General features: G+C 75.2%; 13 protein-coding genes. 4 read left to right on the top strand and 9 right to left on the bottom strand.

All coding sequences use genetic code 11. From position 1 onward, the window contains the following. Positions 1–175 precede the first annotated feature (175 nt). The 3 genes from ACWEO5_RS16650 to ACWEO5_RS16640 form a co-directional block, all read right to left on the bottom strand. Positions 176–913 carry a MerR family transcriptional regulator gene (locus tag ACWEO5_RS16650; protein ID WP_452163080.1) on the bottom strand — a complete coding sequence of 246 codons (738 nt, stop codon included), beginning with the start codon at positions 911–913 and terminating at the stop codon, positions 176–178. Positions 914–995: 82 nt separating this feature from the next. Continuing rightward, on the bottom strand, positions 996–2,012 hold the full coding sequence (locus tag ACWEO5_RS16645; protein WP_452163050.1) for an isopenicillin N synthase family dioxygenase: 1,017 nt from the start codon (positions 2,010–2,012) through the stop codon (positions 996–998). 125 nt (positions 2,013–2,137) lie between these two features. Continuing rightward, entirely contained in the window at positions 2,138–2,212 is a 75-nt protein-coding gene (locus tag ACWEO5_RS16640; protein ID WP_380234127.1) for a putative leader peptide, read from the bottom strand. Positions 2,213–2,479: 267 nt separating this feature from the next. Here ACWEO5_RS16640 and ACWEO5_RS16635 point away from each other — a divergent pair, with 267 nt between their 5' ends. Continuing rightward, positions 2,480–3,112 (top strand): hypothetical protein, encoded by a 633-nt coding sequence (locus ACWEO5_RS16635; protein WP_452163079.1) that lies wholly within the window; start codon positions 2,480–2,482, stop codon positions 3,110–3,112. A 355-nt stretch (positions 3,113–3,467) separates the two neighbouring features. On the opposite strand, the gene ACWEO5_RS16630 is transcribed toward ACWEO5_RS16635, so the two are convergent. Then, positions 3,468–4,064, bottom strand: a complete 597-nt coding sequence (locus tag ACWEO5_RS16630) for a DinB family protein (protein WP_452163049.1) — start codon at positions 4,062–4,064, stop codon at positions 3,468–3,470. Positions 4,065–4,130: 66 nt separating this feature from the next. Further along, entirely contained in the window at positions 4,131–5,180 is a 1,050-nt protein-coding gene (locus ACWEO5_RS16625) for a zinc-binding alcohol dehydrogenase family protein (protein WP_452163048.1), read from the bottom strand. 96 nt (positions 5,181–5,276) lie between these two features. Between ACWEO5_RS16625 and ACWEO5_RS16620 the strand changes: the two genes are divergently transcribed. After that, positions 5,277–5,897: a TetR/AcrR family transcriptional regulator gene (locus ACWEO5_RS16620; RefSeq protein WP_452163047.1), complete on the top strand. Its 621-nt coding sequence runs from the start codon at positions 5,277–5,279 to the stop codon at positions 5,895–5,897. Between the two features lie 36 nt (positions 5,898–5,933). On the opposite strand, the gene ACWEO5_RS16615 is transcribed toward ACWEO5_RS16620, so the two are convergent. Beyond that, positions 5,934–6,239 (bottom strand): hypothetical protein, encoded by a 306-nt coding sequence (locus ACWEO5_RS16615; protein WP_452163046.1) that lies wholly within the window; start codon positions 6,237–6,239, stop codon positions 5,934–5,936. 172 nt (positions 6,240–6,411) lie between these two features. After that, complete coding sequence (locus tag ACWEO5_RS16610; protein WP_452163045.1) at positions 6,412–6,711, bottom strand: hypothetical protein; 300 nt, start codon at positions 6,709–6,711, stop codon at positions 6,412–6,414. A 424-nt stretch (positions 6,712–7,135) separates the two neighbouring features. Here ACWEO5_RS16610 and ACWEO5_RS16605 point away from each other — a divergent pair, with 424 nt between their 5' ends. Beyond that, positions 7,136–8,206, top strand: coding sequence for a zinc-binding dehydrogenase (locus tag ACWEO5_RS16605; RefSeq protein WP_452163044.1), 1,071 nt, complete (start codon positions 7,136–7,138; stop codon positions 8,204–8,206). Between the two features lie 125 nt (positions 8,207–8,331). Next, complete coding sequence (locus ACWEO5_RS16600) at positions 8,332–8,700, top strand: MerR family transcriptional regulator (protein ID WP_452163078.1); 369 nt, start codon at positions 8,332–8,334, stop codon at positions 8,698–8,700. A gap of 90 nt (positions 8,701–8,790) precedes the next feature. Here ACWEO5_RS16600 and ACWEO5_RS16595 read toward each other — a convergent pair whose 3' ends face one another. Both ACWEO5_RS16595 and ACWEO5_RS16590 read right to left on the bottom strand, forming a co-directional pair. Continuing rightward, complete coding sequence (locus ACWEO5_RS16595) at positions 8,791–9,636, bottom strand: hypothetical protein (protein WP_452163043.1); 846 nt, start codon at positions 9,634–9,636, stop codon at positions 8,791–8,793. 229 nt (positions 9,637–9,865) lie between these two features. After that, complete coding sequence (locus tag ACWEO5_RS16590) at positions 9,866–12,388, bottom strand: ATP-binding cassette domain-containing protein (RefSeq protein ID WP_452163042.1); 2,523 nt, start codon at positions 12,386–12,388, stop codon at positions 9,866–9,868. Between the last annotated feature and the right edge of the window lie 255 nt (positions 12,389–12,643).

Below are 12,643 nucleotides of genomic sequence, written 5' to 3'. Positions count from 1 at the left end.
AGGCTTCGGTGCTCGGACGGTGCTGCGACGACGCAGGCCGGACCGCCGTCGCGGCGTGATCGTACACGCCCGCCGCCAAATATGGGAGCGCTCCCACAGCTGCCACCACTCCGCGCCGCCGTTCCGTGCCGCCGGGCCCCGCCCCCGGTCACCGGCCCCGGTCGCCGCCCCCCCGTCACCGGCCGTCCCGGGCCGCCGCGTCCTCGGGGTGCGGGCGGGCCAGCTCCTCGGCCAGTGAGCGTTGGAAGGCCGTCACCAGGGCCTGCACCACCACCGGCTGGATCCGGTCGGTGAGTTCCCGCATCCGGTCCAGCTCCTCGGGGGGCGGGGCGCTCTCCCGGTACGGGCGCCAGACGGTGTCCCGGAAGAGGCGGTGCAGGTCGTGGGCGGTCGCCCGGCTGTGCAGCCGGACCACGGCGCGGGCGGCGAGCAGGGTCTCCAGCGGGATCGGCACGTCCAGCACCCGGACGCCCAGCGGGAGCAGGCCGGGGTCGACCTTGAACACCTCCGGTTCGGCGGTGCGGTGCAGGGCGCCCATCGCGGCGAGCGAGTCCAGGTCGGCGTCCGAGAGCGGGCGGCCGGCCCGGCGCTCGACCTGGTCGCGGCGGGCCTCCTCGGCCGACTCCGGCGTCCAGGAGGCGACCAGGGCGCGGTGGATCGCCAAGTCCAACTCGCCGATATCCTGCGGAAGTTGGGCCAGGTATCGTTCGATCGCGGCCAGCGTCAGCCCCTGCCGCTGCAACTCCTCGATCAGCTCCAGCCGCCCCAGGTGCTCGGCCCCGTACCACCCCACCCGCCGCGCCCCCAGCTCCGGCGGCGGCAGCAGCCCCTTCGCCGCGTAGAACCGCAGCGTCCGCACCGTCACCCCGGCCCGGTCCGCGAGCTCCTCCACCGTCCACCGCGGCCCGTCCACCACGCCCGACCCCTCACCCCGGCCCCACTGTGACAGCAGCAGTGTCGCACCGGCCGGGGCGGCCGGTCCATCGGCGCGAAGGTCAGCCCAGCGGGAGCAGTTCGGGGTGGTGGCGCCTGGTGACCGCAGGGTGAGCTCGGGAGTAGCCCTTCAATTCGTTCGCGCCGAAGTCGGAGTGGAGCGGGTTCGAAGGGTCCTGGGTGATGCCGGGGGCGTGGTGGGCGTGCGGGAAGTCGAGCGGGGTGATGTGGGCGTCGAGGCGGGGGTTGTAGAAGAACGGGACGGAGAAGCGTTCGCGGGCGCCGGGCGGGGACAGGACGCGGTGGGAGGTGGCCCGGAGGTAGCCGTCGGTGGCGACTTCGAGGAGTTCGCCGAGGTTGACCACGAAGGCGCCCTCCAGCGGGGGGACGTCGAGGAAGGTGCCGTCCGGGCGTTCGACCTGGAGGCCGCCGACGGTGTCCTGCAGGAGGAGGGTGACGAAGCCGTAGTCCTTGTGGGTGCCGACGCCCTGCGGGGGGCCGGCGGGGGCGCTGCCGGGGTAGCGGACCAGCTTGAGGTGCAGGTGGGGGTGCGGGGCGAAGGCGTCGTCGTAGAAGTCGGGGCGGGCGCCGATCGAGGCGAGCAGTTCGTGCAGCAGGCGGCGGGCGACCGAACCGAGGCGGTCGATCCAGTGCAGGGCGGCGGTGCGCAGCTCGGGGAGCGCGGCGGGCCACTGGTTGGGCCCCTCCAGCCACCAGTACGCGGGCTCGCCCGGGGCCGGGACGTGCGGCGGCAGTTCGGGGCCGATGTCGAGCTGGTCGCGCCAGTCGCGGCGGCCGCCGGTGTGCTCGTCGCCGGTGCGGGTGTAGCCGCGGAAGTGCGGGGAGTTGAGGTTGCTGACCGCCAGCCGGTCGGCCTCGGGGAGGGCGAAGAAGGCCCGCATCGCGGCGGTCAGCGCGGCGGTCTCGGCGGGCGTGACGCCGTGGCCGGTGAGCTGGAAGAAGCCGACGCCGGTCGCGGCCGCGCGCAGTCCGGCGTGCAGGCGGGCCCGGTCGGCGGGGGTGCCGTCGGCGAGCGAGAGGTCGATCACGGGGAGGGAGGTGGGGTGCTGCTGCGTCATGGGGGTGCGTCCGCGGTGCTGGGACCCGGCGGGGACGGCGGATCGCGCCGGACGGGCCGGGGGAACGGGGGCCCGCGCGTCCGAACGGGAGGAACGGGGGAGCGGGGCCGGGAGACGGGATGGGGTCAGGCGGAGCGACGACAGGACGCGCTCGTGACGCGGAGCAGGTCCACGTGGCGACGGCTGACGAGAAGGGGCACCCTGTCCAGGCTACCGCCCCCGTCCGGAAAGCCCCCGGTGTCTAGGACGGTGTTTCTTGGCCCCGGGGTGACGGCTGCAAGTGGCCCCACCGAGGAACGGTTTAGGTTGGCCCCACCTGACGGCCCGCGCGGTGAGGTGTCGGCGGCAACTGCGTCTGCATGCCAGTACGACCGAAGGTGCGTTCAGGGTTCGGAAGAGGCGAGATGCTCGGCGTAATCGAGGGGCGATACGGGCAAGAGTGCGGAACACTGCGCCAGGTGATCGTGATGCAGCCTGTTCTGGAGATCAACACACCCGCGGGCTTCGGCCTCTGGCCTATCGCTGGAGTCGCGCCGTTCGCCTTCCTGACCCTGAACGGCGAACTCTCACCCGCCGAGGTCGGGACGGCGATGATGCGCATCATCGGCTGCAACGACATCGATCCTGACGGTGACCGCCCGCCACGGCCGACTGACCCGCTTGAGTCCTTCCTTCATGGACTGCTGACCTTCGACAACCTCTACGCGGCCGGTGGCCTGCGAGTCACCGACCACTCCACGGGGGTCACCTTCCTGCCCGGTTGCTGCGACGGACTGGAAGACTGGCGCGACTGGCACGTTTTCGTCGATGGCGGCAGCCTGCTTGGGTTCGGCCACGAGCCCGTGTCCCCGGTTGCAGAACGTTTCGGCGACACCGTCCGGCTGACCGTCAACGCCGAGCAGAGCGACAGCCCGGTGATCGAGCTGCCCGTGACCGAGCTCCGCCACCTGCTCGCTGGCGTCGAGCGCGACCTGACCAACTTCCTCGCGCTGGCGACCGCCTGGGTCCATCAGCAGATGCCGGAGCATTCTGGTCCGGTCGTTGCCGCCCTTGCCCGCGTTCTCGACCTGCCTGCGCCAGCCGTGGCGCCAAAGCCATAGGGCGGCCGACGGCGTCGGCTGGCAGGTGCGGCCCGGGATGTTGTTCGTGTGTTCCGGCCTGGGCCCGCCACCGCCACCCGAGCCCCGCCACCCCGGGACAGCGGGGAAACGTCACCCGATCGGGGGTGGGGCCACTTCAATCCGTTCCTTCTCGACACCGCCCAGAGCCATCACCCGGACGGCCTAAAAGTGGGGCCAGGCCAATCCGTTCTGACGGGGCCAAAACTCACCGGCGCAGACACCCCCGGAGAGCGTACGGCGGGCGTACGGAGAGCGAACGGGGAACTTTCCGGACGGGGCGGGGACGGGACGGGGGCGCGGGGCCCGGCGGGTGCGGGCCCGGGCGTGCTGCCGCTCAGTAGCCGGTGGTGCCGTCGATCCGCTCGCGCAGCAGGTCGGCGTGGCCGTTGTGGCGGGCGTACTCGGCGAGCATGTGCACCAGGATCCGGCGCAGCGAGACCGGCTGCCCGGTGGCCTTGTGGACGCCGGTGGCGTCCAGCGAGGGGGTGTCGGCGATGATCCGGCGGGAGATCTCGACCTGGGCGCGCCAGGTGGCGAAGGCTTCGTCGAAGTCCCCGTCGAGGCGCTCGAAGTCCTGGTCGGGGTCGTCGTCCGAGTAGTACAGCACCGGTCGGGACTCGTCCCCGGCGAACTGGATCTGCAGCCACCACTGTTCGACCCCGGCCAGGTGCCGGACCAGGCCGTGCAGGGTCAGCCCGGACGGCGGCACCAGGAACTCGGAGAGCCGCCCGGTCGGGACGCCCGCGCACTTCAGCGCGAAGGTCTCGCGGTGGAACTCCAGGTACGACAGCAGGACCTCCCGCTCGTCGCCGACCAGCGGCGGGTCGGCGCGGCCCGCGGCGTCGGCCCAGGCGGGGGAGAAGGTCTGCGGCGCGGTGGTGGGCCGTCCGACGGGTCGTTCGGCGGGTCGCCCGGTGGTTTCGTCGCTCATCGGGCCAGCCTGCCAGCCGCCGCCGACAACGGGCGGGCCCCACGCGGGAGATGGGGCGGGGGGAGGTCAGAGGGTGACGACGAGCTTCTGCGCGCTGACGCCCTTCTTCAGCTCCCGCAGCGCCTCCGGGACGGCGGCCAGGCCGTGGCCGACCACGGTGGCGTCCGGGGCGGCCCGGTAGGCGCCGGCGGCGAGCGCGGCCGGCAGGAAGCCGGTGTAGACGGCCGGCCCGACCTCGTTGTCCTTCAGGGTGCCGCCCCAGATGCTGCTCACCCGCACCCCGTGCCGCCGCGCCAGCCACCCCGGGACGCGGGTGAACAGCGCGGGCCGGGCCGAGGCGATCCGCCGGCCGCCCGGGGCCCGGGCGGCGATCCGGACCGCCGGGCGGAGCGAACCGGCGCCGATCGCCAGGATGCCCGCGAGCGGTCCGGCGCCGATCAGTTCGAGGAGTTCCGGGACGGCGGTCGGGCTGTTGCGGTCGACGGCGTGCGCCGCGCCCAGGGCGCGGAGGCGGTCGAAGTTGTGCGGGGACGAGGTGGCCAGGACCCGGTAGCCGGCGCTGCGGGCGAGCTGGACCGCGTTGCTCCCGACGCTGGTCGAGCCGCCCCAGACGAGCACCGTCTCCCCGCGGTCGGCGGGGGCCGGCCCGGGCAGCGCGAGACCGAGGTGGTCCGGCTGGAACAGGCCGGTCGCGGCGGTCGACAGGGCCAGCGGCAGCACGGCCGCCCGGTACAGCGGCATCGACTCCGGGACGGGGCAGACCATGTGCTCCAGCAGGACGGCGTAGTGCTGGAAGGCGCTCTCGGCCGGACGGTTGCGGGAGCGGTCGACCCCGAACGCGTGCCCCAGGACGCGGTCCCCCGGACGCAGCCGGGTCACCCCGGGGCCGGTCTCGACGACCTCGCCCGCGACGTCCGAGCCCACCACGGCGGGGAAGGCCAGCCAGGGCAGGGCCAGCCGGTAGAGGGGGCCCGGCAGGTCGTCGATCGGGTTGACGGCCACCGCCCGCACCCGGACGACCACCTCGCCCGCCGCCGGCGGGGTGTAGGGCGCGGGCCCCACCTCGAAGGGCGCGCCCGGTTTCGGCAGCCACAGTGCGGTGTTCTGGTGCGTCATCTCGGGGCCTCTCTCCCTGGGCGTTTCGGTGTCCGGCCCCGAGACTAGGCAGTGTCTATAAAGTAGTCAATGCCTACTTGCGGATAGGATGGGCCCATGCCCCACCGGCCCTTCCACCACGGCAACCTCCGAGCCGCCCTGCTCGAACGGGCGGAGGCGGTGCTCCGCGAACGCGGCCTGGACGCCCTCTCGCTGCGCGAACTCGCCCGCGAGGCGGGCGTCAGCCACGGGGCCCCGCGCAGCCACTTCCCCGACCGCGGCGCCCTGCTCGACGCGCTCGCCGAACGCGGCTTCCTCCGGCTCGACGAGGAGATCCGGCAGGCCGCGGGCCGGGCCGCCGCCCGGGCCGCCACCGGTGACGCGCAGGACGACCACGCCCGCACCCTGCACGCCGCGGCCTCGGCCTACCTGGGGTTCGCCGTCCGGGAACCCGCGCTGCTCGACCTGATGTTCACGACCAAGACCGACGAACCCCCGGAACCGGTCCGCGCCGCCGCAGGACGCCTCTTCGCCACCCTCGCCGGTCTCATGGACGCGGGCGTCACGGCCGGGGCCTACCCCGCCTCCGACGTCGAACGGCTCACCCTGCTGCTGTCCGCGACCGTCCAGGGCACCTCGACGCTCGTCACCGCCCGGCGGATCACGGCCGACCGGGGCGAGGCCCTCATCGGCGACGCGATCGCCCTCCTGCTCCCCGGCACGGCCGCCGGACGGTGACCGCGCCGTCGTCGGACGGTCGTCGGACCGCCGCGGTCAGCCCTTCGCGCGGCGGCCGCGGGCGGCCTCGGCCACGAGCAGCGCCACCACCGTGAACGCCAGCAGCAGCACCAAGAAGACGAACAGCCGGTCCCACGGCGGCGGCACCAGGCGAAGGACGCCCAGGCAGGCCACGGCCGACCCCAGCAGCACCAGGACCAACCGCACCCGCCGGAGCAGCCGCAGGCCGGAGAACTCGGCGCCGTGGCGGCGCGCCGACTGCTGCGAGCGCACCCCGAACCGGGCGATGCCGGCCCCGATCACGACCTGGACCGCCGCCACCGCCACACCCGCGATCGACACGAGCCCTTCCTCTTCCGCCGCGCGGCGCACTCCCCGCCCTGCGCGCGGGAGCGCCGGGGGACGGGCGGCCGGAAAGCGGGCGGGCCGGAACGGAACCCGGCGAGAGGGAGGGTGACGGCGAGGAGGGCGCGACGGCGCTGAACCACGCGACCGCACGCCTACGCGGCGGCGTTCACCGCCGTCCCCGCCGCCGGTCCGTGGCCGCGTCCTGATCGTCCGCGCGGGGCGCGCGGGGCGCGCCGGTGCGGCGGGCGGCGTCGGCGGTGGCGTCGGCGTCGGCGGTGGCGTCGTAACCCTCCTGCGGGCCGTGGACCTCCGGATCGGGTTCGCGGGTGGGCCGGACGTCGGCGGCCCGGTCGCCGTAGCGCCGGTCGCCCTCGGCGTCCGGCCGGCCCCGGCCCCGTTCCCCGCCCTGTTGCCGGTCCTGTGCCCGGCTGGGGTCCTCGGGCGCGGAGTCGCGGTGCGCGGCCATCGGTGCCTCCGTAGGGTCTGCGCGGCTTCGCCCTCCCGGCTACCCGGCCGGACGGTGTGCAATCCGCCGCGGGACCGCCGCGCGCACCCGCCGCCCGGGGCCCGTTCCACAGCCCGCGCCGAACCGCGCCGAACCGCGCCGAACCGCGCCGAACCGCGTGGGTCCGCGCCGCCACGGCCCCGGACGCGGAGCGGCCGTTCCCCGAGGCGTCGGCGCCCGGCCGCTCACCCGCGGACCGGCGGCCGCTCGCGCCACGGTGCCGCCGACCGGTCGCCCCGCGCGCGGCCGCGCGGCCGGTCTCCGTACCGCTCACCGGAGTTGACCCTGACCCGCGGGTCAGGGGTTAGCGTTCCGGCACTTCCCGTCCGGCGCCGTCCACGAGACCGCGCCCGGCGTCCCCCCCCCGATGAGTCGAGGAGCCGTCATGAGTGTGCCCGGAAGCCTGCCCGCGAGCGTGCCCGGAACCGTCCGCGAGGTCCGGCTGGTCCGGCGTCCGCAGGGCCGTCCGGCGGCTGCCGACCTGGCCGTGGTCGAGGTGGCCGCGCCCGAACCGGCCGAGGGGCAGGTGCTGGTGCGCAACCGGTGGTTCCAGGTCTTCGCGGGCCTGGCCTCGCTGCTCGGCGAGACCCCGCCGAACACGCCGTTCCCGTCGATCGAGGTCGGCGGCACCCTGTTCGGGGCCGCCGTCGGGGAGGTGGTCCTGGCGCCGGAGGGCAGCGGGCTGCGTCCCGGCGACCTGGTCTCGCACTTCCAGGGCTGGCGGGAGTACGCGGTGGTCGACCCGGCCGGGCTCGCTCCGCTGGACGGGCGGCTGCCCGACCCGGCGGCCCACCTGACCTCGGGCGCGACCGGCTACGGCGCGCTGACCCGCACCGCGCCGCTGCGGCCCGGCGACACCGTGCTGGTCACCGGCGCGGCCGGCGGCGTCGGCACGCTGGCCGGGCAGACCGCCAAACTGCTCGGCGCGGGCACCGTCCTGGGCACCACCGGCTCCCCGGCCAAGGCCGCGCGGCTGCGCGAACTCGGCTACGACGCCGTCCTGGTGGACGAGCGCACCGACGGCGCGGACGGTCCGGCCCGGGCCGAGCGCTTCGCCCGGCAGCTCGCCGAGGCCGCCCCCGACGGCATCGACCTGCTGCTCGACACGGTCGGCGGCCACCAGGCCGAGGCGGCCCTCGCCGCCGCCCGCCCGGGCGCCCGCGCCGCCCTGGTCGGCGCGCTCGCCGACCAGTTCGCGGCCGCCGGGACCGCCGGGGCCGCCCCGCTGCGGCTGGACGCCTTCCAGGTCATCGTCAAGGGCCTGCGGGTGAGCGGGTACGCGAACGCCGGGCACGCCGAGGTGGAGGCCGAGTGGCTGCCCCGCTTCGGCGAGTGGCTGCGCTCCGGCGCGATCACCTTCCCGCACGTCCGGGCGAAGGGCCTGGAGGAAGCCCCGCGGGCGTTCCAGGAGATGACCGAGGGGCGGCACTTCGGCACCGTCCTGGTCGAGCTGTAACCCGGCGGCGAACGGTGGCGGCGGCCGGGTCGGCGGCGGCCGGAATGTCCGGGCCGACCCGGCGGTTCGACCGGTGGACGGTGACCGGCGACCGGTCAACGGCCACCGGGGAGGACCTGATGGACATGCGGATCGGGGACGCGGCCGCCGCCGCCGGAACCACGCCCAGGGCGCTGCGCCTGTACGAGCAGCGCGGCCTGCTGCCGCCGCCCGCCCGCACCTCCAGCGGCCAGCGGGTCTACGACGGCACGGACGTGGCCCGGATCCGGGTGATCCGCACGCTGCTCGGCCTCGGCCTCACCATCGAGGACCTGCGCGGCCACGCCGAGTCCTTCGACCTGCTGGTCGCCGACCCGGCCCGCCGCTGCGGCGCGAACCCCGCAGGCGGCCCGGTCGTCCGGCACCGGCTGGCCGCGCTGGACGCCGAGATCGCCCGGCTGACCAGGCTGCGCGCGGCCCTGGCCGCCGCCGCGCTGCGCCCCGTGGCGGACTGAGCCCGGGCCCGTCCGCAGCCCCCGGGCCCTCAACCCCTGGGCCCTCAACCCCCGGACCCTCAGCCCGCGTCCGTCCGCAGGCCCTGGCCCTCAGCCCGCGTGGTGCCGAGCCAGCAGGACGGCCTCCCGGCGCAGCGCCTCGTCGCCGGCGCGGTCGGCCGCGGCGAGCAGTTCGCCGGGGAAGGCGTCCTGCAGGTCGGGGCGGTGCGCCAGCAGTCCGTAGCTGGCCCAGAGCAGGTGTTCGCGGGTCAGCGGGTCGGGGCGGTGCGCGACGTACCAGACGTTCTCGAAGCGGGGGCGCAGCGCCGGGTCGGTGAGCAGGCTGAGCACCCGGCGCAGGTGGCGCACCGGCAGGTCGACGTCGAACCCGGCGGAGGCGTGCACGGCGGCGACGTACAGCGCGGGGTGGTCCTCGGTGAGCGTCTCGGCGAGGACGGCGCGGGCGCCGGTGGTGCCGGTGAGGGCGAGCGCGCGCAGCAGGGCGAGCCGGACGGACGGGTCGGTCTCGGTGCGCCACAGGCCGAGCAGGGTCGCCGGGTCGGGGGCGAGCGGGAGCGCGGCGCGGCGCACCGCCGGGTCCGGGTCGGCGAGCAGCGGCAGGGCGCCGGAGCGGTGCCGTTCGGTCAGCGCCGGGTCCGCGGGCAGCAGGCGCGCCAGCAGCGCGGTCAGCGGGACGCGGGTGCGGCCCATCTCCGGGTCGGTGACCAGCGCGAGCAGCAGCGGCAGGGCGGCGTGGGCGGCGGACGGCGCGGGCCGCCCGGGCGCGGGGACGAGGCAGTGCAGCAGTTCGCAGTCCTCGGGCCGGGCGTCCGGTCCGGCCAGCGACAGGCGGTGCAGCACCCGCGGCACCATGGTCGCCGGGCTGGACCAGTGCGCGGTCTCCAAGCCCTCCCAGAGTGCGTCGTCCAGTGCGGTCAGCGGTATTTCGGTGGTCATGCTCTCCCCCGTACTCCGTGGTGCCCAGTGAAGCCGTACCCCGTGAAGATCGGCTGTCATTCTCGGCCGGGACCGCCGCGCTGTCGTGCGTATTCCCGGCCCGGGACGAAAACTTTGCCGAGGTGATGCGGGGGAGTGATGGGGGGTCACGGAAGGGATCGGCGCGGTGGCCGACCGTCGCCGCCCGGCCGCGCGGGCGCAGCTCACGGCGACGGTCGGTGACGGTGCGTCAGCTCCGCGCGGAGGGGGCGGCCCCCACGTACCGCGCCAGGTGCTGCCCGGTCAGGGTGCTGCCGTCGGCGACCAGGGCGGCGGGGGTGCCCTCGAAGACGATCCGGCCGCCGTCGTGGCCCGCGCCGGGGCCGAGGTCGATGATCCAGTCGGCGTGCGCCATCACCGCCTGGTGGTGCTCGACCACGATCACCGAGGTGCCGGAGTCGACCAACCGGTCCAGCAGGCCCAGCAGTTGCTCGACGTCGGCCAGGTGCAGGCCGGCGGTCGGCTCGTCCAGCACGTACACGCCGCCCTTCTCGGCCATCCGGGCGGCCAGCTTGAGGCGCTGGCGCTCGCCGCCAGAGAGCGTGGTGAGCGGCTGGCCGAGCGTCAGGTAGCCGAGGCCGACGTCGGCGAGCCGCTGCAGGACGGCGTGCGCGGCGGGGGTGCGGGCCTCGCCGGCGGCGAAGAACTCCCGGGCCGCGTCGACGGACATCGCCAGCACCTCGGCGATGTTCCGGCCGCCGAGCCGGTACTCCAGCACCGCGGCCTGGAAGCGCCGGCCCTCGCACTCCTCGCAGACCGTCGCCACGCCGGCCATCATGCCCAGGTCGGTGTAGACCACGCCCGCGCCGTTGCACTCCGGGCAGGCGCCCTCCGAGTTGGCGCTGAACAGGGCGGGCTTGACCCCGTTGGCCTTCGCGAACGCCTTGCGGATCGGCTCCAGCAGGCCCGAGTACGTCGCCGGGTTCGAGCGCCGCGAGCCCCGGATCGGGCTCTGGTCGATCGCCACCACGCCCTCCGGGACGCCCCCGCCCGCCGTTGCCGCGCCGCCCGCCGTTGCCGCGCCGCCCGCCGTTGCCGCGCCGCTCACCAGCGCCGCGCCGCTCACCAGCGAACCGTGCACCAGCGAGCTCTTCCCGGAGCCCGCCACGCCGGTCACCACCGTCAGCACGCCCAGCGGCACGTCCACGTCGACTTTCCGCAGGTTGTGCGCGTCCGCCCCGCGGATCTCCAACGCCCCGGTGGGGGTGCGCACTTCGGCCTTGAGCGCGGCCCGGTCGTCGAAGTGCCGGCCGGTGACGGTGCCGCTGGCCCGCAGTCCGGCCACGCTGCCCTCGAAGCACACCTCGCCGCCCGCCGCCCCGGCCCCGGGGCCGAGGTCGACCACGTGGTCGGCGATCTCGATGGTCTCCGGCTTGTGCTCCACCACCAGCACCGTGTTGCCCTTGTCGCGCAGCTGCCGCAGCAGCGCGTTCATCCGCTGGATGTCGTGCGGGTGCAGGCCGGTGGTCGGCTCGTCGAAGACGTACGTGACGTCGGTCAGCGAGGAGCCCAGGTGCCGGATCATCTTCACCCGCTGCGCCTCGCCGCCGGAGAGCGTCCCGGCGGGGCGGTCCAGCGAGAGGTAGCCGAGGCCGATCGCGGTGAAGGAGTCCAGTAGTTGGCGCAGCGACTCCAGCAGCGGGGCCACCGTCGGCTCGTCCAACTCCCGCACCCAGTCGGCGAGATCGCTGATCTGCAGGGCGCAGGCGTCGGCGATCGAGAGGCCCCGGATCTTCGAGGCGCGGGCGGCCGCGCTCAGCCGGGTGCCGTCGCACTCGGGGCAGGTGGCGAAGGCCACCGCCCGGTCCACGAACTCGCGGACGTGCGGCTGCAGGGCGGCCCGGTCCTTGGCGAGCATCGACTTGCGGATCCGCAGCACCAGGCCCTCGTAGGTCATGTTGATGCCGGCGATCTTCATCCGGACCGGCTCCCGGTACAGGAAGTCGTGCCGCTCCCGCTCGCCGTACGCGTCGATCGCCTTGTCCGGGTCGACCAGGCCGGACTCGGTGTACAGCCGGTAGTTCCAGCCGCCCGGCTTGTAGCCGGGAATGGTCAGCGCGCCCTCGTTCAGCGACTTCGAGCCGTCGTACAGCTGCCCCAGGTCGATGTCCGAGACGCTGCCCCGCCCCTCGCAGCGCGGACACATCCCGCCGGCCCGCCCGAAGGTCCGCTTCTCGGTCGTCGTCCCCTCGCCGCGCTCCACCGTGATCGCCCCCGCGCCGTGCACCGTCGGCACGTTGAAGGAGAACGCGGGCGGCGGGCCCACGTACGGGTCGCCGAGCCGGCTGAACAGGATCCGCAGCATCGCGTTGGCGTCCGTCGCGGTGCCCACCGTCGAGCGCGGATCGGCGCCCATCCGCTGCTGGTCGACGACGATCGCCGTGGTCAGGCCCTCCAGCACGTCCACCTCGGGGCGGCTCAGCGACGGCATGAAGCCCTGCACGAAGGCGCTGTACGTCTCGTTGATCAGCCGCTGCGACTCGGCGGCGACCGTCCCGAACACCAGTGAGCTCTTGCCCGACCCGGACACCCCGGTGAACACCGTCAGCCGGCGCTTGGGCAGTTCGACGCTGACGTCCTTCAGGTTGTTCACCCGGGCCCCGTGCACCCGGATCAGGTCGTGCCCGTCCGCCGCGTGCCGGCCGTCCCCGCCGACGTTCCCGCCCGCGTCCCCGCCGTCCGCCGGTGACCCCGTCCGCGCCGCGCCGCTCATCGCCCTCGTCCCTCCGTCCGGCGGCGCCCGTGGCAGCGCCGCCGCCCCGATCCAACCATCCGGAACCGTCGGCAGCCGGTTCTCGTCCACATCAAGCGCGGGTAAAGTGACCGGCCGAACCACCCGGGAGGCACCGATGCGGACACAGAAGCGGATACGGGACCGGCGACGGCCGGCGGCGCGAGTGACCCCGGGAGCCCCGGTGGCCGCCGCCGCGCTCGCCGCGCTGGTGCTGCTCGGCCCCGCCGCCGCGTC

Source organism: Kitasatospora sp. NPDC004272 (assembly GCF_053603035.1).
Note: the sequence above shows the minus strand (reverse complement) of the source record. Positions and strands in the feature narration are given on the sequence as shown.

Excerpts from the sequence above, each read along its gene's own strand:
- ACWEO5_RS16645 (WP_452163050.1), bottom strand. The coding sequence starts at position 2,012 with ATGACGCAGCAGCACCCCACCTCCCTCCCCGTGATCGACCTCTCGCTC.
- ACWEO5_RS16635 (WP_452163079.1), top strand. The coding sequence starts at position 2,480 with ATGCAGCCTGTTCTGGAGATCAACACACCCGCGGGCTTCGGCCTCTGG.
- ACWEO5_RS16630 (WP_452163049.1), bottom strand. The coding sequence starts at position 4,064 with ATGAGCGACGAAACCACCGGGCGACCCGCCGAACGACCCGTCGGACGG.
- ACWEO5_RS16625 (WP_452163048.1), bottom strand. The coding sequence starts at position 5,180 with ATGACGCACCAGAACACCGCACTGTGGCTGCCGAAACCGGGCGCGCCC.
- ACWEO5_RS16620 (WP_452163047.1), top strand. The coding sequence starts at position 5,277 with ATGCCCCACCGGCCCTTCCACCACGGCAACCTCCGAGCCGCCCTGCTC.
- ACWEO5_RS16610 (WP_452163045.1), bottom strand. The coding sequence starts at position 6,711 with ATGGCCGCGCACCGCGACTCCGCGCCCGAGGACCCCAGCCGGGCACAG.
- ACWEO5_RS16605 (WP_452163044.1), top strand. The coding sequence starts at position 7,136 with ATGAGTGTGCCCGGAAGCCTGCCCGCGAGCGTGCCCGGAACCGTCCGC.
- ACWEO5_RS16600 (WP_452163078.1), top strand. The coding sequence starts at position 8,332 with ATGCGGATCGGGGACGCGGCCGCCGCCGCCGGAACCACGCCCAGGGCG.
- ACWEO5_RS16595 (WP_452163043.1), bottom strand. The coding sequence starts at position 9,636 with ATGACCACCGAAATACCGCTGACCGCACTGGACGACGCACTCTGGGAG.
- ACWEO5_RS16590 (WP_452163042.1), bottom strand. The coding sequence starts at position 12,388 with ATGAGCGGCGCGGCGCGGACGGGGTCACCGGCGGACGGCGGGGACGCG.